Origin of the sequence: Mesorhizobium sp. M0894 (genome assembly GCF_040319725.1) — a bacterium.
In the GTDB taxonomy this organism is placed as follows: Bacteria; Pseudomonadota; Alphaproteobacteria; order Rhizobiales; family Rhizobiaceae; genus Mesorhizobium.
Genome location: NZ_JAMYOG010000009.1, coordinates 189306 through 211637, shown reverse-complemented (window position 1 = coordinate 211637; position 22332 = coordinate 189306). Strand labels below are relative to the sequence as shown.

Here is a 22332-nt window from a genome sequence, read left to right as displayed (position 1 = left end):
GTCAATCGACGCGCAATAGCGTTTCTCTACTTCATGGCATTGGATCGCGAGGACACCGAGATGAGCGTCTATACCGGCACGTTGAATACGACACAGCGTATGGATGCCACAGCTGCCATCGCGGTGGCGCTGACGGTGGTCGGCTGGGCTTCGGCCTTTCCGGCGATCCGCGCCGGCCTTGCCGCCTTCGGGCCGCTGGAACTTGGCGCGTTGCGCTTTGCCATCGCCGCGGTTCCGGCGGCGATCTTTCTCGCGGTCAAGCGGCCGGCTCTGCCCAGGCTCGACGAACTCTGGCGCTTTGTCTTCGGTGGTGCCGTCTTCGTCGCGCTCTACACTGTGATGCTCAATTTCGGCGAGCTGACCGTTTCGGCAGGTGCGGCCGGCTTCATCATCAATATCAGCCCGATCTTCACTGCGATCATGGCCATGGCGCTGCTCGGCGAACGCTTCTCAGGCCTGGCCTGGGCCGGCACATTCCTGTCCTTCGCCGGTATCGGCATCATCGCCATGGGCGAGGGGCAAGGCTTGCATTTCAACAATGGTGCGCTGCTTGTCCTCGGCTCGGCGCTGTGCTCGGCCGTCAACACCATCGTCCAGAAGCCGCTGTTTGGTCGCCACCACCCGCTGACCATCTCGGCCTCGAACATGGTGCTCGGCGCGCTCTGCCTGTCGCCGTTCCTGCCGAGCGGCCTGGCGCAAGCGGCTGCCGCCAACACCGCCGGGCTCGGCGCCGTCATCTTTCTCGGCATCGTGCCCAGTCTCATCGCCTACGCTGCCTGGGCAACAGCACTTTCCCGGCTGCCGGCGGCGCGCGCATCGAACTTCCTCTATCTGGTGTCCCCGGTGGCGACGCTAATCGGCTTCTTCTGGCTGGGCGAGGTGCCGACGCTGCTCGGCATCCTCGGCGGGGCGCTGGCGCTGGGCGGCGTCATCGTGGTGAATTTGAGGAGGTGATTCAGATAATTGAAGCTTTTTCCCGACTCAAACCATGAGCCGTTACTGACGACCATTGCGATGCAGACATGAGCCAGGCCGGCGTCTATGTTGATTGCGTTTGCGAAGCGTGGCGAGGGGTCGACATGGGAATGCAGTTTATCTCCGCAATTTTTTTCTTGTTGCTGTTCAGCCAAAATGCCGTCGCGGGTTGGTATCAGATCGAAAACTACGAAGGTTTCATTGGGCCTAACCCAGTCCATCTGTCGCTGCAGAGGAATGACAGTTTCGGCAGCGGGATTACGGTCGAGGGGAGCTATTTCTACGACGCGAAGCAAAGCCCGATAGAAGTGTACGGCAAGATCAACGGCACCAGCGTATCCCTTTGCGAGATTGCGGACGACAAGGAATTCGACCGGGTGCTGGTCATGGGTTCGAAAACGCCCGTCGACACCAGTGGATGCCCATTTTCTCTCGACATTGGTGAAAGCGGCGCAACAGGAACCTGGAGCAAGGGTGCGGACAAACATCCCGTCACGCTCAAGAAAGTTGCTAGCCTGGACGATACCGGCGACGGGAAGATTGACGGAACCGTTGAGATCCCGTTCTGGGCGCAGACCGACACCGACAGGTTTTCAGGCATCTACGCGAAAACCGAAGCCGGAATTTGCATGCGAAAATTGCAAGTCATCGGCAAGCGAAGCAAGAAAGTCTATCAAGAGATCGAGTTCGATGACGACAATTGCGACGCGGGAATGCTGATGACGCCAATCTACAGGAATGTTCAAAAACAGACGGAAAAAATCGCCGAGATCATTTCAGTAAACTTTCGTGGCGGCGGCGCTGGCTATACAATGGACTATGTTTTCTCTCTTAAAACTAGGAAGTATCATCAATTGGTGAACTGAGCGGGTGCCTCGCTTGGCATTGCGCAGGTAATGCTTACCGTCGCCCGAACAGCCTCTCGATATCCGCCAGCTTGAGCTCGATGTAGGTCGGGCGGCCGTGGTTGCAGGTGCCGGAGCCGGGCGTCGCCTCCATCTGGCGCAGCAGAGCGTTCATCTCTTCCGGTTTGAGCAGGCGGCCGGAACGTACCGAGCCGTGGCAGGCCATGGTCGCGGCTATCCTGTCCAGCCGCTCCTTCAGCGTGTCGACCGTGTCATTGTCGGCGATCTCGTCGGCGAGGTCGCGCACCAGCTGCTGGACGTTGGTCTCGCCGAGCATCGACGGCGTCTCGCGTACCGCAACGGCGCCTGGGCCGAAGCGCTCGATGCCGAGGCCGAAGCGGGCCAGCGTCTCGGAGTGCATGGCAAGCCGCTCGGCGTCTTCCTCCGGCAGGTCGACAATCTCGGGCAGCAGCAGCATCTGCGACGGCACCGCGCGTGAGTGGAGGGCGTTCTTCAAGGCCTCGTAAACCAGTCGCTCATGCGCCGCATGCTGGTCGACGATGACAAGCGAATCCCTGGTCTGGGCGACGATATAGTTCTCATGCACTTGCGCGCGCGCCGCGCCCAATGCCGTGCCGAGCAGCGTCTCTGCCGCCTGATCCTGTCCGGCGCGCGCGTCGGCACTGTGCAGTGGGCCGGCGTCGAAGGCCGCCTGCTCGTCCTCGCCGAAGCCGCCATTTGCAGAGCCCATATCGAGCGGCCGCTGCGGCGAACGGGCAGGGTCGAAACCCGCAAAGCCCGACGCCCGATAGGCGGCCTCGTAACTGCGGTGACCGTTGGCCGGGCCGCCATGCGCATAGGATGCCGCGCCCGGCCGGAACGCTGCCATCATGCCGGCGGCACCGGTGGTGGCGGCGCGGATCCCGGCATGGGCCAGTGCTTCGCGGATGGCGCCGACGATCAGGCCGCGCACCAGCCCCGGATCGCGGAAGCGCACGTCGGCCTTGGCCGGATGGACGTTGACGTCGACGATCGCCGGATCGAGCGTCAGGAACAGCACGGTGACGGCATGGCGGTCGCGCGGCAGCACGTCGGCGAAGGCGCCGCGAATGGCGCCGGCGATCAACTTGTCACGCACCGGGCGGCCGTTGACATAGGCATATTGCTGCAGGGCGTTGGCGCGGGTGAAGGAGGGCACCGAGACATGGCCGGCGAGGTGCACGCCGTCCCGCACCGCGTCGATGGCGATCGCATTGTCGGGAAAGTCGGCGCCCATCACCTGTGCCACCCGGCGCAGCCGGCCTTCCGGGCTGTCCTCGGTCGCCGGCAGCTCCAGCGTCGAGCGGTCCGGGCCGGCCAGCGTGAAGCGCACGGCGGGAAAGGCGATGGCGATGCGCTTGACCACGTCGCCGATGGCCGAGCCTTCGGCGCGCTCACCCTTCATGAATTTGAGCCGCGCCGGCGTGGCGAAGAACAGGTCGCGCACCTCGACCGTGGTGCCGCGATTGGCCGCCGCCGGCCTGACGGCGGAGACGCGGCCGCCGGCGATGCCGATCTCGGCGGCGTTTTCACTGGACGCTGTGCGCGAGCGGATCGACAGCCGCGCCACCGAGCCGATCGACGGCAAGGCCTCGCCGCGAAAGCCGAGCGAGCGGATGTCGTGAATATTGTCGGCGAGCTTCGAGGTGCAATGGCGCGCGATCGCCAGCGCCAGTTCCTTTTCCGGAATGCCCGAGCCGTCGTCGCTGACGCGGATCAGGTTCAGCCCGCCACCAGCGGTGACGATCTCGACACGCGTGGCGCCGGCATCGAGCGCGTTCTCGACCAGTTCCTTGACCACGCTTGCCGGACGCTCGATGACTTCGCCGGCGGCGATCTGGTTGATCATCGTTTCGGAAAGCTGGCGAATGGGCATGGCAGCACTATAGGCGGATTCGTGGCCGATGCGGGAGGGGGAGAATAGCGTTGATTGTTGCAAGGCAGGGAGACTGCTCCGTTGCGCTCCGTCCCACCCCCCCTCTGGCCTGCCGGCCATCTCCCCCGCAAGGGGGGAGATCGGATGTCGCCTCGGCCTCCGCCAGTCTCCAATGTCTCAAAGGTTGGCGGGACGCATGAACCGCCAATCTCCCCCCTTGCGGGGGAGATGGCCGGCAGGCCAGAGGGGGGTGCTGTCCCGCCACGATGTAGAGATAGGAATATTGTTGAAGTGAATGGGCTTGGCCCCCAATTGACTTAGTGGATTTAGTCGGGCGAAGGCCAAAATCTGAAGCGAATGGCCGTTGGAGGCGACATTTGGACGTCATCCTAGATTACTTAATGGTAAACTTCGCTCGATGGATACAGCGTCGAAAGAGTCGTATTGCGAGAGTAATTTTGTTCACTATTTGGACGATTATTTCGATATCGCTAACAGTTGTTCTGGTTTACCTCCTGTATATTCGAAATCTTACCATATAGATTATTGTTCAATCGTCGGGTCGTTCTCGAGGAAATCCACGCAGCTGACCGCGACCGTGCCTTCAACTCATGAGCTTGGGCAGCGCTGCCGCCAGTGCATCGACGGCAAGGCGGACTTTCATCGGCAGATGTGGCGTCTGCAGCCACAGCGCATGGGCGTCATAGAGAAACCTCGGCTGTTCCGGCAATAGCGGGACAAGTACGCCCGCCTGAATGCGCTGGCGAACCAGCCAGTATGGCAGCCAGGCGAGCCCCATGCCGGCGGCCGCGGCATCGGCGATGGCATCGAGATCGTCGAGCCGCAATCTGCCAGCGAGCCTGACCTCCGTCGCAGGCTGGCCATTGCGTGGAAACAGCCACGGCTGAACGGCACGCCCGGAACGGCGGTAGATGATCGCGTGATGGCTGCCGAGGTCATCTATCGCCTGCGGCTGGCCGTGCCTGTCGAGATAGGATGGCGACGCGCAGACGACCATGTGCTGGCGCGCGACGCGCCGCGCCATCACCCCGGCCTGGTCCTCCAGATCGCCCGTTCGGATGGCAAGGTCGCAGCCGTCCTCGGCGAGGTCGGCGAGGGCGTCGCTGAACGACAGGTCAAGTTCCAGCGCCGGATATTGCTGCGCAAGCCCGAACAGGATCGGGGCAACGCAGCGCCGGCCGAAATGCACCGGCATGAGGACGCGCAGCTTTCCGCGCGGTTCGGCAAGCTGGTCGGCGGCGAGTGCATCCGCGGCCTCCGCTTCGGCAAGCACCAGCCGGCAGCGTTCATAATAGGCGCGCCCGAAATCCGTCAGGCTTTGGCGGCGCGTGGTCCGGTTGATGAGGCGCACGCCCAGGCGCTCCTCGAGAAACCGGACATGCTTGCCGACCATCGGCCCGGACAGATCAAGAGCCGCCGCCGCGGCCGCGAACGAGCCCAGGTCGACGGCTTTGACGAACACGGCCATGCTGGTAAGGCGATCCATATTCAAAACCCACAGTTTCCACTGATCTACTCAAGCGGCTATTTATTCGCCTGATTGCCGCTGGCATAGCACATTCAGTGCAAATATTTTGGAGTTGTGACCGATGCCGCGTGTCGTTCGTTTTTATGAGCTGGGTGGTCCCGAGGTTCTGCGCATCGAGAATGTCGACATGCCTGCGCCGGGACGAGGCGAGATCCAGATCCGTGTCAAGGCGTTGGGTCTGAACCGGGCCGAGGCGTTGCTGCGTTCAGGCAGATATATCCAAACCGCGCCGTTGCCTTCCGGTCTTGGGCTTGAGGCCGCTGGCCTCGTCGAAACGGTCGGCGAAGGCGTGGACGGGTTTGCGCCGGGCGATGCCGTCAGCATCGTGCCGCCAGTGTCGATGGCCCGCTGGCCTGCCTATGGTGAGATTGCCACATATCCCGCCGAGCTCGTCGTCAAGCATCCACCATCGCTGAGCTGGGAAGAGGCCGCCGCTGCGTGGATGCAATATCTCACCGCCTACGGTGCGCTGATCGACATTGCCAAACTCGGCAGGAAGGACTTTGTCGTCATCACTGCGGCATCGAGCAGCGTCGGACTGGCGGCGATCCAGATTGCCAACCTGGTTGGCGCGACGCCGATCGCCGTCACACGGACGTCCGCCAAGAAGCGGACTCTGCTTGAGTTCGGCGCGGCCCACGTCATCGCCTCGGCAGAGGTGGATCTGGAAGCTAGGTTGAAGGAAATCGCCGGCCCGGACGGCGTGCGCGTGGTGTTCGACGCGGTCGGCGGGCCGATCTTCGAGCCTCTGACGGCAGCGATGGCACTGGGTGGCATTCTCATCGAATATGGCGGCTTGAGCCCCGACCCGACACCTTTTCCGTTACCTGCAGTGCTAGGCAAGACGCTGACGCTGCGCGGCTATCTCGTCCACGAGATCGTGCGCGATCCGGCCCGGCTGCAGGCCGCCAAGACATTCATCCTTGATGGACTGAAATCGGGTTCGCTGAAGCCCGCAATCGCTAGAACCTTTCCGTTTGATCAGATCGTCGAGGCGCATCGTTATCTCGAGTCGAACGAACAATTCGGCAAGATCGTCGTGACGGTTTGACCGGGCATTGTGGGATAGCCTCACGCTTGCGCCGCCAGCCAGTCCCGCACCTTGCGGGCGTTGTCGCTGAGCTCGCGGTTCCTCGACCAGATGACATGAAAGCCCTTGCCGGTCGTCATTGTGTGGCCGGTGACGCGCACCAGCAGCCCTGATGCCAGCAGCCGCTCGGCGAGATGACCCCAGCCGAGCGCGATGCCTTGCCCTTCCATGACTGCCTGGATCACCAGCGCATAGTCGTTGATGCGCAAGCCACGCCCGGCATCGGCGATGTCGACACCGGCCGAGGCGAACCATTCGTCCCAGCTGGCGGCCTCGCGAAACGGCTCTTCGAGATGAATGAGACGATGCGATGGAAGGTCCTTCACGTTCGCCGGCAGCCCGAACCGGGCCACATAACTAACGCCGGCGACGGGGAATATCACTTCATCGGCCAGCGGCAGCGAATGATAATCCGGCCATTCCTTGGGCTCGCCGCCGCGGACGCCGAGCGGAATGTCTTCGGCGATGATGTCGAGATCGCGGTCCGCGGTCTGGATGCGCAGGTCGATGCCCGGCAGTTCGTCGCGAAACTGCTGCAGGCGCGGCATCATCCAGAACGAGGCGAATGCGGTCGAGGCGGCGAGCGTCACGTGAGCGCCGACGGCGATCTGGCGCAGATCTTCCGCCGACTTGCGGATGTGCGACAGGCCGAGCGAGACGTCGGCGTGAAAGCGATCGCCGGCCTCGGTAAGGCTGACTTGCCGGTGGCGGCGCTGGAAGAGTTTGGCGCCGAGCTGCTCCTCGAGCCCACGGATCGCATAGGAGACGGCAGCCTGCGTCATGCCGAGCTCCCGCCCGGCGGCGGTAAAGCTCGACAGCCGGCCGGCGGCCTCGAAAACGATCAGGCTGCCGGCCGAGGGCAGCAGATGGCGCAAGCTTCGCATAAGCTGAGCTTATACAAGAGATCAGGATTTTCCAGCGTCACAGCTGCATTTTGTCTGGCTAGATTGATCGAGACAGGAAGATGGAGCCTCCATGAACGCACCGGCCGTTGAAGTGAGCGAACATACCAATCGTCGCGCGGGTGGCCGCCTGGGGCGCAAGGCGCTGCGGGGAGCTCCCGTAGCGTCATTTCCGACCCTGGTTCGCAAGATTCCGGTGTATCAGATGGTCCCGGACGAGGCGGTGGAGCTCATCCACCAGGAGTCGCTCAGCATCCTCGAAGAGGTGGGATGCGAGTTCCGCGACGACGAGGCTATCGCAATGTGGAAGGCGGCGGGCGCCGATGTCTCCGAGACAAGGGTCCGGATCGACCGCGCCCTGCTGATGGACCTCGTCTCGAAGGTCCCGTCGGAGTTCACGCTCAATGCGAGGAATCCCCAGCGTTCCGTACGTGTGGGTGGAAACAACTCCATCTTCGTGCCGATGTACGGGGCGCCTTATGTGCGCGACCTCGACAACAACAGGCGCTACGGCACACTCGCCGACCTCAACAATTTCCACAAGCTCGCCTACATGGCGCCGGCGCTGCATTCGTCGAGCTCGATCATCTGCGAGCCGATGGAAATCGCGGTGCCGAAGCGTCACCTCCACATCATCCATTCAGCGCTGAAGCACTCCGACAAGCCGTTCATGGGCATCGTGACCTCCAAAGATCGAGCCGAAGACACGATGGCGATGGCAGGCATCGTGTTCGGCGAGGACTATGTCCGCGACAACCCGGTCCTGGTGGCGATCACCAACTGCAATTCGCCGCTGGTCTGGGATGCCACCATGCTGGACGCGATGAAAGTCTATGCGCGCCACAACCAGCCGCTGATCCTCGCGCCCTTCGCCCTTTGCGGCGCCTCGACTTCGGCCTCTGCAGTCGGTGCGGTCGCGCAGGTCAATGCCGAAGCGCTGGCGGGCGTCGCGTTCACACAGCTCTTGCGTCCGGGTTCGCCGCAGATCTACGGACAGTTCATGGTGACGGTCGACATGAAGACCGGCGCTCCCATGGGCGGCACGCCGGAGGCGGCCCAGATGATGTATCTCATGGGCGCGCTGGCGCGGAAGTATCGGCTGCCGTGGCGCACGTCCGGTTTCCATGTCGGTTCGAAGCTGAACGACGCCCAGGCGGGCTACGAGGCGAACATGCTGATGCATGCCGCCATCCTTGCCGGCGCCAACTACATCTGGCACTCCGCCGGTTGGCTCGAGGCCGGCCTGACCTGCGGCTATTCGAAATTTGCCACCGACTGCGAGCAGCTTGTCGGCTGGTACAAATATGCTGGCGGGCTGCCATTCGACGATTTCAAGGAGGCTATGGCGGCTATCCGCGAGGTCGGACCGCAGGGGCATTTCCTCGGCACCCAACACACGCTCCAGCATTTCGAGTCCGCCTTCTTCATACCGAGCATCATGGACTTCAATTCGTTCGAACAGTGGAAGGCGGAAGGAGCAAAGGACCACGACACCCGCGGCCGCGAGAAAGCGCGCAACATGCTCGCCGATTATGAGGAGCCGAAGCTCGATGAGGGCATCGCCGATGGTCTCAAAGATTTGATTGCGCGGCGCGAGGAGAAACTACCGGACAGCGTTAGTTGATAACGGGCGAAGACCCGAAGGGAACCATAACGGAGGAAAAAATGACACTCTTCAGAAGCAATGGTGATCGCGTGCCGAGCGCCATCGAAGCGATGGCCAGCGAAGCGCGTGCAGGTCATGTGGATCGGCGCGAGTTTCTGGCTCTGGCAAGCGCTTTCGGCGCATCGACAGCTCTTGCTTACGGCATGATCGGTCTTGCTGTGCCGGAACAGGCTTTGGCTGAAGAGCCGAAGAAAGGCGGAACGCTGCATGTTTCGATGTCGGTGAAGGCACAAAAGGACCCGCGCACCTACGACTGGGTGGAACTTGCGAACATTTCACGCTGCTGGCTGGAGCCGCTTGTCCGCTACACCCGCCAGTTCACATTCGAGCCGGTTTTGCTCGAAAGCTGGGAGGTCAATGACGACGCCACCGAATATGTGCTGCATGTGCGCAAGGGCATCACCTGGACCAATGGTGATGCTTTCGGCGCCGATGATGTGGCCTACAATCTGACGCGCTGGTGCGAAAAGGCTGCCGCCGGCAATTCCATGGCCGCGCGCGTCGGTGCGCTGATCGACGCAAAAACCGGCAAGGCCAGGGATGGCGCGATCACCAAGGTCGACGACAACACGGTCAAGCTGAAGCTGAACGAACCGGACATCTCGCTGATCCCGAACTTCACCGATTATCCAGCGCTCGTGGTCCATCGCAACTTCGACGCCGACGGCGCCAATCCGATCGAGAAGCCGATCGGCACCGGGCCGTTCGAACTAGTGTCCTATTCGGTCGGCCAGAAAGCGGTCGTCAAGCGTCGGGAGACTGGCAAATGGTGGGGCGGTGAAGCGCTTCTCGACGGCGTCGAATTCATCGACTACGGAACCGATTTCAACGCGTCGATAAATGCATTCGACTCCGGCGAAATCGATCTCAACTTCGAGACGCCGGCCGACTTCATAGACATTCTCGACAAGATGGGGCTGGTCAAATCGGAGGTTGCGACAGCGACCACGCTCGTCGCCCGGACCAACATCACGAACAAGCCCTATGACGACAAGCGGGTTCGCAACGCCCTCCAGATGGCCGTCGACAACAAAGCGGTGCTCGAACTTGGCTACGCCGGGCGAGGCACTGTTGGTGAAAACCACCACGTCAGTCCGATTCATCCGGAATACTACGCGCTGCCCAAGAAGACACGCGACGCCGCGGGCGCCAGGAAGCTTATGGCCGATGCCGGGCAGGACGACTTCGAGCATGAACTGATCACCGTCGAGGACGATTGGCAAAAGAACACCGGCGACGCTATTGCCGGCCAGTTGCGCGATGCCGGGATCAAGGTGAAGCGCACCGTGCTGCCGGGATCGACATTCTGGAACGACTGGACGAAATACCCCTATTCGATGACCATCTGGTACATGCGCCCGCTTGGCGTACAGGTGCTGGCGCTCGGCTATCGCACCGGCGAGGCCTGGAACGAAACCGGCTACTCGAACCCTGATTTCGACGCCAAGCTCAAGCAGGCTCTTTCGCTCATCGACGTCGAGAAGCGCCGCGAGGTCATGAAGGACATCGAGCAGATCCTGCAAGATTCGGGCGTCATCATTCAGCCGTTTTGGCAGAAGCTGTTCAGCCACATGAACGAGAAGGTGAAGAACTACGGTGTCCACCAAACCTTCGAGATGGATCTCCAGAACGTCTGGCTGAACGCCTGAGTTGCCAGCAGAGGACGCGTTGCAGGATTTCATGGACCGCAAGAAGGCCGACGGGCAAGATGCGTGGTACTGATAGCTTCCGTCAGTGAACAATCGGGGACACCCATGAAACTGCCACTTTTTGTTGCCGCGCTTTCGATGGCCGTGCCGGCGGCCGCGTTTGCCGGCCCTGCTGCCAACGCCGTGAAGTTCTTTTATGTCCCGTCGGTCAAGTTCGAGGCCGATGCGCAATATCGCGACCGCTTCACCGCGCCGGTGACGAAACTGTTCGAATTGAACGACAATGCGGCAAAGAACCATCCGGATGAAGTTCCCTGCATCGACTTCGCCCCTGGTCTCGATGCGCAGGACTATGACGAGAAGACCGTGGCCAAGACGCTGACGCTGGCCGAAACGCTGGACGGCGACAGCGCCGAGGTGACGGCGACGTTCAACCTTTTTCCGGAAGGCGATGGTTCCAAACGCGAAATGGTCTGGTCGTTGAAGAAGATCGACGGCCAGTGGAAGGTCGCCGACATTACCTCGAAGACCAGCGGCTGGACCCTGAGTGCGCTCGAATGCCTGGCCGGACAGTCGCCGGAGTGATGCCGTGCTTCGCTGCCGTCCCTGGATTTTGGCGACTGCGTGCCTGCTGGCCGGATTGAGCAGCGCCGCCGCTCAGGGCCTATTCGGCGCGCCGCCCGCAAATGCGCCGGCCGACAGTGCGGCACCTCCGCCGGCAGTTTCGCCGCCGGCAGAAAACGCGCCGGCCGCAGCCGTGCAGCCGGGCTCGCCGACCGCGGTGGTGAAGCCGTTCTACGAGCATGCCGGGCTCGAGGTCGATCCGGCTCAGCGGGGTCATTTCACCGACCCGGCAAAGTCGGTGCTGGACAAGAGCGACGCGCTGCGGAGGTCGGGGCAGGGCGAGTGCCTCGATCCCAACATGGCGCTCGACAATTCCGAATACGAAAAGGCGGAGATCGACAAGAGCCTGAAGACCATCGAAGCGATCAAGGGCGACGAGGCCAAGGTCGTCGTCGCTTTTGTCGTCTCCGGCAATCCGCACCGGCTGGAATGGAAGTTCAAAAAGATCGATGGCGACTGGAAGATATCGGACCTGCTCTCGGTGACCGGCGAATGGGCGCTAAGCCAATACCAGTGCGAGTGAGAACGGAACCGATGAAGATCACCAACGTCCGCGTCACCCACGTCAACGTCCCGCTCGATGCTCCGTTCTGGTGGACGGCTGGTCTCTACGGCGGCGCCTCGAAATCGATCATCGAGGTCGAGACGGACGAAGGCGTGGTCGGACTGGGCGAGGCGCCATGGTGGCATTTCGGCGAGGTGATCAAGGCCGAGATCGCGCCGGCGCTGATTGGCGCCGATCCGCTCGACATCGCCGACTGCGAGGCGCGCTGTGTGCCGCCCTGGCAGATCACCGCCAACACCGGCGAGAACGCAGCCACGGTGGCGTTCGGCGCCATCGAACTGGCGCTCTGGGATATAAGAGGCAAGGTCTTCGGCATGCCGCTCTATAAGCTGCTCGGCGGCGCGGTGCGCAAGGACATTCCGTTTTCGGAATATTTCGCCTTTCGCCCCGCTCAAGGCGGAGCCGGCGGCGAGATGACCGCCGAAGCGATCGTCGACTATTGTCTCGGCATGCGAGAACAGCACGGCTCGACGATCTTCGAGGGCAAGCTGATCATGGGCGATCCCGAGCTCGAGATCAGGACAGTGCGCATGCTGCGCGAGGCGCTTGGCGATAAGGCGCAGATCAAACTCGATTCCAACATGCAGTGGTCGCTGACCACAGCGCGCTGGGTACTGCGCGAGATCGAGCCGTTCAACATCCGCAATTACGAGGATCCGGTCGCGACCTTCGAGGAGATGGCAGCGCTGCGCCAGCATTCGCGCATTCCGTTCTCCACGCACATCCCGGATCTCAGACGGGCAGTCGCGCTCGGTGCGCCGGATTACTTCGTCTGCAATTTCGCAGCACTCGGCGGATTGTCGAAAACTCTGAAATTCATCGCCGCCTGTGAGGCGATGGGCAAGGGGTTCTGGTGCTATTCGAACGATCTCGGCATCATGACATCGGCTTATCTGCACGTCGTGGCGGCGACACCGTGGATCACCGAAGCATCGCAGTCGCTGTTTCGCTGGCAGATCGGCGATGTCATCAAGGACGGTCCTTTCCGCCAGACGGGCAATACGGTGCGCGTGCCGGAGGGTGACGGGCTGGGCGTCGAACTCGATCCGGCTGCGATGAAACGCTGGGCGGGCCACTTCGCCGAACACGGGCCGATGGGCCATTTCAGCGACCCGAACAATCCCGGCCGCTACCGGCGGCTCCCGCTCAACTGATGCAACGTATTTTCCTCAGAAACTCAGGCTCACCCGCGCCCGCGATAGGGGGCGACGCCGGTGTCGGGCAGCCACACACCTTCCGGCGGGGCGCCCGTCTGCCAGAACACGTCGATCGGAATGCCGCCGCGCGGATACCAGTAGCCGCCGATGCGCAACCACAATGGCTTGGTCGCGGCGATGATGCGGCGGCCGATCATGACGGTGCATTCTTCGTGGAACGCGCCATGGTTGCGAAACGAGGTCATGAACAGCTTGAGCGACTTCGATTCCACCAGCAGCGCATCGGGTGCGTAGTCGACGACGATATGGGCGAAGTCCGGCTGGCCGGTGACCGGGCAGAGCGAAGTGAATTCCGGGCAGGTGAAGCGAACGATGGCCGGCGGGCCGTCGCCGCGCGAAAATGGCACGGTTTCCAGGACTGCCGCTTCAGGGCTCTGTGGCGCCTCGACGTTGGTGCCGAGCTGGGTGAGGTTTTTCGTATCGGTCATGAGCAGGTTCCTTGCTGCATGTCGCCCAAAACTGCGCAGCGATTTTGGGATAGCGACATGCGTAAAAACAAAAATTTGCCGCTCATTAGCACAATTTGAAACAGCAGGAAGACGATGACTAACAACGACCCGCTCCTCCAGCCCTATCAGCTCAAGCATCTGACGCTGAAGAACCGGGTGATGTCGACCAGCCATGAGCCGGCCTATTCTGAGGACGGCATGCCAAAGGAGCGGTACCGGCTCTACCATGCCGAAAAGGCCAAGGGCGGCATGGCGCTGACCATGACCGCCGGCTCGGCGATCGTCTCGCGCGACAGCCCGGCCGCCTTCGGCAATCTGCATGTCTATGACGACCGCATCGTGCCGTGGCTCGCCGAGCTTACCGATGCCTGCCACGAGCATGACTGCAAGGTGATGATCCAGATCACCCATCTCGGCCGCCGCACCGGCTGGAACAAGGCCGACTGGCTGCCGGTGCTGTCGGCTTCGCCGGTGCGCGAACCGGCGCATCGCGCCTTTCCCAAGATTATCGAGGACTGGGATATCGAGCGCATCGTCGCCGACTACGCGGCGGCCGCCCAGCGCTGCCAGGCTGCCGGCCTCGACGGCATCGAATTCGAGGCCTACGGCCACCTGATGGACGGCTTCTGGTCGCCGGCCACCAACCAGCGCGACGACGATTTCGGCGGCTCGCTCGACAACCGGCTGCGCTTCACCGGAATGGTGCTCGATGCGGTGCGTGCCGCGGTCGGCGAAAAGTTCGTCGTCGGCATCCGCATGGTCGCCGACGAGGATTTCGAGAAAGGCCTGTCGAAACAGGAAGGCGTCGAAATCGCCAGGCGGCTGGCCGGCTCCGGCAAGGTCGATTTCCTCAACATCATCCGTGGCTCGATCGAGACTGATGCCGCGCTGACAAAAGTCATTCCGGTGACCGGCATGCGGTCGTCGCCGCATCTCGACTTCGCCGGCGAGGTGAGGGCGGCGACGAAATTCCCGACCTTCCATGCTGCGCGGATTTCCGACGTCGCCACCGCGCGTTACGCCATCGCCACCGGCAAGCTCGACATGGTCGGCATGACGCGCGCCCATATCGCCGACCCGCACATCGTCAAAAAAGTGATGGAGGGCCGCGAGCACGAGATACGTCCTTGCGTCGGTGCAACCTACTGCCTCGACCGCATCTATGAGGGCGGTGAGGCGCTGTGCATCCACAATGCGGCAACGGGCCGCGAGGCTGATATCCCGCATATCATCCCGAAAACCGAGGGACCGAAGCGAAAGGTGGTCGTGGTCGGCGCCGGCGCCGGCGGGCTGGAGGCAGCGCGGGTCGCCGCCGAGCGCGGGCACCAGGTAACGGTGCTGGAAGCATCGAGCCAGGCCGGCGGCCAAGTGCGGCTGGCAACGCAGAACCCGCGCCGCAAGGAATTGATCGGCATCATCGACTGGCGGTTGGCCGAGCTGGACCGGCTCGGCGTCGAGATCCGCTACGACACCTGGGCGGAGAAGGACGACGTGCTGGCGCTGTCGCCGGACGTGGTGGTGATCGCCACCGGCGGCCTGCCGCAGAACCCGCCTCTGACTGCGGGCGACGATCTCGTCACCTCGAGCTGGGACATCATGGCCGGCAGCGTCAAGCCGGCCGAGAACGTGCTGCTCTATGACGACAATGGCGGCCATCAGGGCATGGGTGCTGCCGAACTGATCGCCAACAGCGGCGCCAGGCTGGAGCTGGTTTCACCAGAGCGCTTCTTCGCGCCGGAAATGGGCGGCATGAACCATGTGCCTTACATGCGCGCCTTCCAGGAAAAGGGTGTCACGGTGACCATCAACACACGGCTGCGTTCGGTGCGGCGCGAGGGCAACCAGCTGATCGCCGAGCTCGCCTCCGACTTCGCTGATGGCTGGCGCGGAGAGCGCCGCGTCGACCAGGTGGTGGTCGAGCACGGCACGCTGCCGCTCGACGATCTCTATCTGGCGCTGAAGCCGCTGTCGAAGAACGCCGGCGCGATCGACTACGAAAAGCTGGTCAATGGCGGCGACATCTTTCCCGTGCGCAATCCTCACGCCGGTTTCGTGCTCTTCCGCATCGGCGATGCAGTAGCCTCGCGCAACATCCACGCCGCCATCTATGACGGCATCAGGTTCGGCTTGCGAATCTGAGGAATATTTTGGATTGATTGGTGGCGCGCAGCCGAACCTCCGTACGGAGAGCCACCACGGTACTTCGGCTCGTTCTGCGCGCCGCGCACGCCGCCGGCTTGCGGCCGGACACCGTACGATCTTGCGATTGCGGCAGGCCGCTCAAAACATCCTGGCGGTAGCCATGCAGAACACGGTGATGACCAGCAGCCCGCCGGCGATGCGTTCGCCTTTTGTCATCTTCGCGCGCAACTGGGTTTGCGTCGCCGCATCAGCGCCGGCCAACTGCCTGCTGGCGGAACCCACCAGTGCGCCCTGGACCCCGGCGGCAATCAAGGCAGTCAAGATGCCCAGCGCCAGGACCTTCTCCATCGAGCCGAAGGAGCCGTTGTGGAAGAAATACCAGAGCAGCAAACCCGTGAGGAAAACCACGCCGGCCGCGCCCATTTGCGGCCGGAAGAAACGTTCCGCCCGGATCTCCGGTTCGCGGGCAACCGCGATGGTGGTGCCGGCCCAGAACACACCCGCCATGACGTGAAGGCCGAGGACGATGATGTAGACATATTGCATGACCGCATTTCCTCTCTTGCCCACCGCTAACCATATGGATAGATATCAAATGATTAGATGTCAACGCATAAGCTCGAGCCGGTTCCATAGGCTTTGCCCTTGTTCTAGTGTCGGATCATGACGCCCTTTGACCGCCCGCCGATCGGGATGAATCTCGCCCGCACCGCCAAGCTGGTCGCGCAGGCTTTCGACGCTGCCCTGGTCGAGGCGGGGGGCACGCTGCCGGTCTGGGTGACTTTGCTGTCGGTCAAGTCGCGGGAGCTGGCCAACCAACGCGAGCTCGCCGGCATGATCGGTATTCGGGGCGCAACACTGACCCATCATCTCAACGCCATGGAGACGCAAGGCCTGCTGATACGGCGCCGCGATCCCGAAAATCGCCGGGTTCACCAGGTGGAGCTGACCCAAGCCGGAGAAGCGCTGTTCCTGAAATTGCGCACCGCCGCGTTAGCCTTCGACAAGCGGCTGCGGAAGGGATTATCCGACGACAGGTTGGCGGAGTTTGCACAGGTGCTGGCCGCGCTGCGGGCCAATGTCGAAGGTTAGAATTAGGCTAGGAAAACGCTATGCGCGAAATTTCGCTGAAGGATGCCAGGACTACACTCTCGGCGCTGCTCGATCAGGTCGTCGCGGGAGAACCGGCGGCCATCACGCGGCGCGGCCGCAAGCAGGCGGTCATTTTGTCATTTCAGGACTACGAAAAACTGGCGCGTGTGCCCAACATTGGACAATTGCTGGCAGCATTTCCCGGTGATGAGGATGACCTTCCGCCTCGGCTCATCAGGTCGGTTCGCAAGCCCGAACCATGACGGATCTACGCCCGGCTGCCCTGCAGCACCGTCAGCTTGGCCTTCTTGGGCGCCCGGGCCACCAGCCATTCGCGCACCCTGTCCGGTGGCATCGGGAAAGCGATGGAATAGCCTTGCACCTGGTCGCAGCCGATCGCCATCAGCGAGTCGAGCTCGGCTTCGGTTTCGGCGCCCTCGGCGACGATCGAGATGCCGAGACCGCGGGCGAGCTCGGTGAGGGCACGCACGATCTTGGTGTTGCCGCTGTTCTCGTTGATGTTCTGGACGAAACGGCGATCGATCTTCAGCCGGTCGATCTCGTTTGGATTGACATGGCTGAGCGATGCGTAGCCGGTGCCGAAATCATCGAGCTCAAGATGGATGCCGGCGGCGCGGATGTGCCGCAGCTTTGCCGCGATACCGGTCTTCTCGTCATCGAGAATAACGGATTCGACGATCTCCAGCGATAGTTTGTGCGCGGGCAGGCCAGCCCTCTCCAGCGTACCGAACAGGAAGACTTCGAAATCTGTCTCGCGCAGCTCCGAGCCGGACACATTGACGGCGATCCGTCCGAAGGCGATGCCTGCGCGGTTCCATTCGGCTGCTTCGTCGATCGCCTTGGCAATAACGATGCGGCCGATCTCGGGCATCAAGCCGCATTTTTCTGCGATCGGAATGAACTCGCCCGGCGCGATCATGCCGCGCTCGGCATGCCTCCAGCGAACCAAAGCCTCGATGCCACTGATAGCGCCATCCGACAGCGACACCTGCGGCTGGAAATAGACTTCGAACGCCTTCTCAGAGATGGCGATCCTGATGTCGAGTTCGAGCTGCTTGCGATTATCAAGTTCGCGCCTCAGCTCATCGGAGAAGAACGACAAACTGCCGCCGCCCTGCCTCTTGGCTGAATAGAGTGCCAGATCGGCATGGACGAGCAGGTCCTGCGCATTGTCGGCGTCGACGGGGTAGACCGCAATCCCGGCACTTACGCCTGGATGGATCGTCGTGCCTTGGAAGATGACCGGCTCATTGAGTTTGGCCAGCATGCGTCTGGCGACGATATCGATGTCCGCGGTGCTGCCGGCGTCGTTGAGGACGACAACGAATTCGTCGCCTCCGAGACGCACGTTGAGATCCGACGTCCGGCAGGAATCGCGCATGCGCTGCGCGGCCACCACCAGCACATAATCGCCAGCGGCGTGGCCGAGCGTGTCGTTGATCTGCTTGAACCGGTCGAGGTCGAACTGCACTACGGCGACCCGCTCACGCCTTCGCTGCGCACCACTGATGAACGTATCGAAATGGTCGGTCAGGAAGGTACGGTTGTGCAGGCCGGTCAGCCCGTCATGCACGGCAATGAAGGCCATGGAATTGCGTGCATCGACCAGCTCGCGCGTCCGGCGCAAGATGGCATTCGACATCGGCCGGAAAATGAAAAGTGCCACCAGCAGGATGACGCCGATGGTCGAATGGAACAATGTGCGATGAAGATCGAGGAGCCTTTCGGAGCGCTGGTCCGCGTAGGCGCTGATGCGCTGGCCGAGTGCTGCGTAGCCCGACAATGTTGCGTTGGCAACGGAAGCGTCCAGATTAACGCGCTCCTCTCCGCCCTTGTAGCCGCCGCTGCCGGTCGTGTTGAGCCGCGATTCGAATGAAGAGATCAGACGCTCGCCGTTGGCGATAAGCCCGACCGAGAAATAGTCGAGATGGTACGGCTTGGCGAAAAGCACGCTCTCGATCGATTTCGGATCGAATCTTGCCGGCGACACCGGATCGGCGGCGGTCCGCTCGAGCAGCAGATCGTAGTTCTTCTCGAACTCCACTGTCGCTTGCTTGAGCGCGCTAACCAGGGCGTGCTGTTGATCGCGCGAGGCGCTGCCTGTTGCGCCGGCAAGGAAGACGATGCGCTGCGACAGGGCTTTTTGTGTGCTGACGATATCGAGCAGCGCCTGATTGTGCCGTTGGGTCGCCATCACCTGTTGCAGCAGGATGAAGGACGCCACTACCATGGCGGCTATGATCAGCAGAGCCAGCCAGTAGCCGGACTTGATCAGGAGTATAAGCCTGCCCGAAACGGCGTGCACCGGCTGCTGCGACATTTTCCGAGTCGGCCCTCTCGCCAACGAATTCTTGTGCGACAACCTTTGGCTTCAAAGTGTTAACAGCTTTGGGATGGCAACAGGCCGGCGGCGACGACCGTGGCGGGAAACCCGCAAAGTGGTTATTGCAATCTTTCGCGGCGCCTCTGCATTTGAACATCGTGGCCTCTGCCGTGCCATTGCCGCCACCGAAGCGGTCGCTTTTGCGATGGATTTTTCATCCGCGCGGCGCGACAGTCCTCATCGATCTCAACAGGGCCTGATCATGACCGAAGCATTCCTTTTCCACATCGACAGCGAGCTTGAAGGACTGAAATCGGCAGGTCTCTACAAATCCGAGCGGGTGATAACCTCGACCCAATCGGCCGAGATCGAGGTGGGCGGCGAGAAGGTGCTGAATTTCTGCGCCAATAATTATCTCGGCCTCGCCGACAGCGCCGAACTGCGGGAAGCAGCCAAGCAGGCGCTCGACCGTTACGGCTACGGCATGGCGTCGGTGCGCTTCATCTGCGGCACGCAGGAAGAACACAAGCAGCTCGAGGCGACCATTTCTGATTTCCTCGGCATGGAGGACACTATCCTCTACGGCTCCTGCTTCGATGCTAATGGCGGCCTGTTCGAGACGCTGCTCGGCGAGGAGGATGCGGTCATCTCCGATGCGCTGAACCACGCCTCGATCATCGACGGCGTGCGGCTGTCGAAGGCAAAGCGCTTCCGCTACGCCAACAACGACATGGCCGATCTGGAGGCGCGGTTGAAAGACGCGAGCGACTGCCGGTTCCGGCTGATCGCCACCGACGGCGTGTTCTCGATGGATGGCACCATCGCCAATCTGAAGGGCGTCTGCGACCTCGCCGACAAATACGATGCGATGGTGATGGTCGACGACAGCCATGCAGTTGGTTTCGTCGGCAGGAATGGCCGTGGCTCGGCCGAACATTGTGGCGTCGAGGGCAGGGTGGACATCATCACCGGTACGCTCGGCAAGGCATTGGGCGGAGCGTCGGGCGGCTACACGTCGGGCAGGAAGCCGGTGGTCGACTGGCTGCGCCAGCGCTCGCGGCCCTATCTTTTTTCCAACACGCTGATGCCGGCGATCGCCGGCGCCTCGATAAAGGTCTTCGAACTGATCAAAGTCGGGGATGGATTGCGGAAGAGGCTCTACGACAATGCCGGGCATTTCCGGTCCGAGATGGGCAAGCTCGGCTTCACCCTGGCCGGCGCTGACCACCCGATCATCCCCGTGATGCTTGGCGATGCGACGCTGGCGCAGGAGATGGCGGCGCGGATGCTGAAGCGCGGCATCTATGTCATCGGCTTCTCGTTCCCGGTGGTGCCGAAGGGCCAGGCGCGCATCCGCACGCAGATGTCGGCCGCCCATTCCAGCGCAGACATCGATCGCGCGGTTGAGGCGTTCGCCGCAGTCGGTCGGGAACTCGGCGTGATTTCCTGAACGGCCGGAACCGAAAAGCGATTCCGGATCAAGAGGTTCAAGCGACTAAGGTTCTGGGGAACAAAAGAATGTCGAACATGATGAAGGCGCTGGTCAAGGCCAAGGCCGAGCCGGGCATCTGGATGGAAGAAGTGCCGGTGCCGGAGATCGGCCCCAACGACGTGCTGATCAAGATCAGGAAGACGGCGATCTGCGGCACCGACGTCCACATCTATAATTGGGACCAGTGGGCGCAAAAGACCGTGCCGGTGCCGATGGTTACCGGCCACGAATTTGTCGGAACCGTCGCCGATTTCGGTGCGGCGGTGACCGAGTACAAACTCGGCCAGCGCGTTTCCGGCGAAGGCCATATCGTTTGCGGCCATTGCCGCAACTGCCGGGCGGGCAGGGGGCATTTGTGCCGCAACACGCTCGGCGTCGGCGTCAACCGGCCGGGCGCCTTTGGCGAATACCTGGCGATCCCGCAGCACAATGTGGTGCCGATCCCCGACGACGTGCCCGACGAGATCGCGGCGATCTTCGATCCCTTAGGCAATGCTGTTCACACCGCATTGTCCTTTGATCTCGTCGGCGAGGACGTGCTGGTCACCGGCGCCGGGCCTATCGGCATCATGGGTGCACTGGTGGCGCAGTGCGTCGGCGCGCGAAAAGTGGTCATCACCGATATCAACCCGGTGCGCCTGGCACTGGCGAAAAAGCTTGGCGTTCAGCATGTCGTCGACGCATCGAAGGAAAAGCTGCGCGACGTGATGCCGGCGCTTGGCATGACCGAGGGCTTTGACGTCGGCCTCGAAATGTCGGGCGCAGCCCCTGCCTTCCGCGACATGATCGACACCATGAACAATGGCGGCAAGATCGCCATTCTCGGCATCGCGCCGACCGGCTTCGAAATCGACTGGAACAAGGTCATCTTCAAGATGCTGCATCTGAAGGGCATCTACGGCCGCGAGATGTTCGAGACCTGGTACAAGATGATTGCGCTGGTGCAGGGTCCTCTCGATGTCAGCGGCCTGATCACCCACCGCATCGGCATCGACGACTATGTTTCCGGCTTCGAAGCGATGAAGAGCGGCAATTCCGGCAAGGTGGTGATGGACTGGTAGGCGATCAGAAATGTTGGCGGGACAGCACCCCCCTCTGGCCTGCCGGCCATCTCCCCCTCAAGGGGGGAGATTGGCAGCTTCGCCGACATCGCTCTTCTTTGGAGATTGGCGAAAGCCGAAGCGACGTCCAATCTCCCCCCTTGAGGGGGAGATGTCCGGCAGGACAGAGGGGGTGTGAACGATCGCTGCGTAGCAGCTTTCACAGCTCCTTTCGTCGATCCGGCAACGCCATCTCCAGGGCCGCCACTCCGCTGACAACGGCCGCTCGCTGTTCCGTGCTCAGCCTCGCAAGCAATTCCAGCTCGAACGCTTTAGCCAGCGGCACCATCTCGCGATAGGCGACAAGGCCAGCTCGGGTCAGCGTCAGATGCTCGACCCGCCTGTCTTTTCCATCCGGTGTGCGAGTGAGCCAGCGGCGCCGTTCGAGCTCGGCGACGGCTCGCGAAACCTTGGTCTTGTGCATGGCCGACTGCTCGCCGAGTTCCGTCGCGGTCATGGTGCCGTGCTGGCCGAGCCCGGCCAGCGTGCGCCATTCGGGTCGGGTCAGGCCGTGACGGTCCTTGTATATCCTGGAGAATTCCCGGCTGACGGCATCGGCGAGACGGTAGAGCCGGTAGGGCAGGAAGCTTTCGAGTTCCAGGACGTCCATGATTTTGTATCCCGGCAGACGCCGTGGTTGATAGTTACATTTTCAATGGTTACAGATGAAACCAGTTTGGTCAATGCTTGAGTGCCGCAGCCATCGGAGGCGAGGA

20 protein-coding genes are annotated in these 22332 nt (G+C 62.1%); 13 read left to right on the top strand and 7 right to left on the bottom strand.

The genetic code is table 11. The features are described from left to right. Window positions 1–60: 60 nt before the first annotated feature. Window positions 61–954, top strand: coding sequence for a DMT family transporter (locus tag NKH91_RS19400; protein WP_352845192.1), 894 nt, complete (start codon window positions 61–63; stop codon window positions 952–954). A gap of 68 nt (window positions 955–1022) precedes the next feature. Continuing rightward, window positions 1023–1841 (top strand): hypothetical protein, encoded by an 819-nt coding sequence (locus NKH91_RS19395; protein ID WP_352845190.1) that lies wholly within the window; start codon window positions 1023–1025, stop codon window positions 1839–1841. A 34-nt stretch (window positions 1842–1875) separates the two neighbouring features. On the opposite strand, the gene mutL is transcribed toward NKH91_RS19395, so the two are convergent. Beyond that, window positions 1876–3735: a DNA mismatch repair endonuclease MutL gene (gene mutL, locus NKH91_RS19390; RefSeq protein WP_352845216.1), complete on the bottom strand. Its 1860-nt coding sequence runs from the start codon at window positions 3733–3735 to the stop codon at window positions 1876–1878. 604 nt (window positions 3736–4339) lie between these two features. After that, on the bottom strand, window positions 4340–5242 hold the full coding sequence (locus NKH91_RS19385; protein WP_352845189.1) for a LysR family transcriptional regulator: 903 nt from the start codon (window positions 5240–5242) through the stop codon (window positions 4340–4342). Window positions 5243–5345: 103 nt separating this feature from the next. On the opposite strand from NKH91_RS19385, the gene NKH91_RS19380 reads away from it, so the two are divergent. Then, window positions 5346–6335, top strand: coding sequence for a zinc-dependent alcohol dehydrogenase family protein (locus NKH91_RS19380; RefSeq protein ID WP_352845187.1), 990 nt, complete (start codon window positions 5346–5348; stop codon window positions 6333–6335). A 20-nt stretch (window positions 6336–6355) separates the two neighbouring features. On the opposite strand, the gene NKH91_RS19375 is transcribed toward NKH91_RS19380, so the two are convergent. Continuing rightward, the gene (locus tag NKH91_RS19375) at window positions 6356–7258 is read right to left on the bottom strand and encodes a LysR substrate-binding domain-containing protein (RefSeq protein ID WP_023717175.1); all 903 of its coding nucleotides are present in this window, start codon (window positions 7256–7258) and stop codon (window positions 6356–6358) included. A gap of 91 nt (window positions 7259–7349) precedes the next feature. Here NKH91_RS19375 and NKH91_RS19370 point away from each other — a divergent pair, with 91 nt between their 5' ends. From NKH91_RS19370 to NKH91_RS19350, 5 genes are all read left to right on the top strand, one after another. Further along, entirely contained in the window at window positions 7350–8900 is a 1551-nt protein-coding gene (locus NKH91_RS19370) for a trimethylamine methyltransferase family protein (protein ID WP_023717176.1), read from the top strand. Between the two features lie 41 nt (window positions 8901–8941). Further along, window positions 8942–10591 carry an ABC transporter substrate-binding protein gene (locus tag NKH91_RS19365; protein ID WP_352845186.1) on the top strand — a complete coding sequence of 550 codons (1650 nt, stop codon included), beginning with the start codon at window positions 8942–8944 and terminating at the stop codon, window positions 10589–10591. 105 nt (window positions 10592–10696) lie between these two features. Then, window positions 10697–11176, top strand: a complete 480-nt coding sequence (locus NKH91_RS19360) for a DUF3828 domain-containing protein (protein ID WP_352542343.1) — start codon at window positions 10697–10699, stop codon at window positions 11174–11176. A 4-nt stretch (window positions 11177–11180) separates the two neighbouring features. Then, window positions 11181–11738: a hypothetical protein gene (locus NKH91_RS19355; RefSeq protein WP_352845185.1), complete on the top strand. Its 558-nt coding sequence runs from the start codon at window positions 11181–11183 to the stop codon at window positions 11736–11738. A gap of 11 nt (window positions 11739–11749) precedes the next feature. Then, the gene (locus NKH91_RS19350; RefSeq protein ID WP_352845183.1) at window positions 11750–12934 is read left to right on the top strand and encodes a mandelate racemase/muconate lactonizing enzyme family protein; all 1185 of its coding nucleotides are present in this window, start codon (window positions 11750–11752) and stop codon (window positions 12932–12934) included. Between the two features lie 29 nt (window positions 12935–12963). Here the strand turns inward: NKH91_RS19350 and queF are convergent, their stop codons facing one another. Beyond that, window positions 12964–13425, bottom strand: a complete 462-nt coding sequence (gene queF / locus NKH91_RS19345; protein ID WP_023717181.1) for a preQ(1) synthase — start codon at window positions 13423–13425, stop codon at window positions 12964–12966. A 114-nt stretch (window positions 13426–13539) separates the two neighbouring features. On the opposite strand from queF, the gene NKH91_RS19340 reads away from it, so the two are divergent. Then, window positions 13540–15585 carry an oxidoreductase gene (locus NKH91_RS19340; protein WP_352640007.1) on the top strand — a complete coding sequence of 682 codons (2046 nt, stop codon included), beginning with the start codon at window positions 13540–13542 and terminating at the stop codon, window positions 15583–15585. 141 nt (window positions 15586–15726) lie between these two features. Here the strand turns inward: NKH91_RS19340 and NKH91_RS19335 are convergent, their stop codons facing one another. Continuing rightward, window positions 15727–16134: a hypothetical protein gene (locus tag NKH91_RS19335; protein ID WP_023717183.1), complete on the bottom strand. Its 408-nt coding sequence runs from the start codon at window positions 16132–16134 to the stop codon at window positions 15727–15729. A 117-nt stretch (window positions 16135–16251) separates the two neighbouring features. Between NKH91_RS19335 and NKH91_RS19330 the strand changes: the two genes are divergently transcribed. After that, window positions 16252–16680, top strand: coding sequence for a MarR family winged helix-turn-helix transcriptional regulator (locus NKH91_RS19330; protein ID WP_023717184.1), 429 nt, complete (start codon window positions 16252–16254; stop codon window positions 16678–16680). 20 nt (window positions 16681–16700) lie between these two features. Further along, window positions 16701–16943 (top strand): type II toxin-antitoxin system Phd/YefM family antitoxin, encoded by a 243-nt coding sequence (locus NKH91_RS19325; protein WP_023717185.1) that lies wholly within the window; start codon window positions 16701–16703, stop codon window positions 16941–16943. Between the two features lie 5 nt (window positions 16944–16948). Here NKH91_RS19325 and NKH91_RS19320 read toward each other — a convergent pair whose 3' ends face one another. Next, entirely contained in the window at window positions 16949–19021 is a 2073-nt protein-coding gene (locus NKH91_RS19320) for a putative bifunctional diguanylate cyclase/phosphodiesterase (RefSeq protein WP_352884105.1), read from the bottom strand. 265 nt (window positions 19022–19286) lie between these two features. On the opposite strand from NKH91_RS19320, the gene NKH91_RS19315 reads away from it, so the two are divergent. Both NKH91_RS19315 and tdh read left to right on the top strand, forming a co-directional pair. Then, window positions 19287–20474, top strand: coding sequence for a glycine C-acetyltransferase (locus NKH91_RS19315; RefSeq protein WP_352845178.1), 1188 nt, complete (start codon window positions 19287–19289; stop codon window positions 20472–20474). Between the two features lie 68 nt (window positions 20475–20542). Then, the gene (gene tdh / locus NKH91_RS19310) at window positions 20543–21577 is read left to right on the top strand and encodes an L-threonine 3-dehydrogenase (protein WP_023717188.1); all 1035 of its coding nucleotides are present in this window, start codon (window positions 20543–20545) and stop codon (window positions 21575–21577) included. Window positions 21578–21776: 199 nt separating this feature from the next. Here the strand turns inward: tdh and NKH91_RS19305 are convergent, their stop codons facing one another. Then, window positions 21777–22226 (bottom strand): MarR family winged helix-turn-helix transcriptional regulator, encoded by a 450-nt coding sequence (locus NKH91_RS19305; RefSeq protein ID WP_023717189.1) that lies wholly within the window; start codon window positions 22224–22226, stop codon window positions 21777–21779. Window positions 22227–22332: the final 106 nt, after the last annotated feature.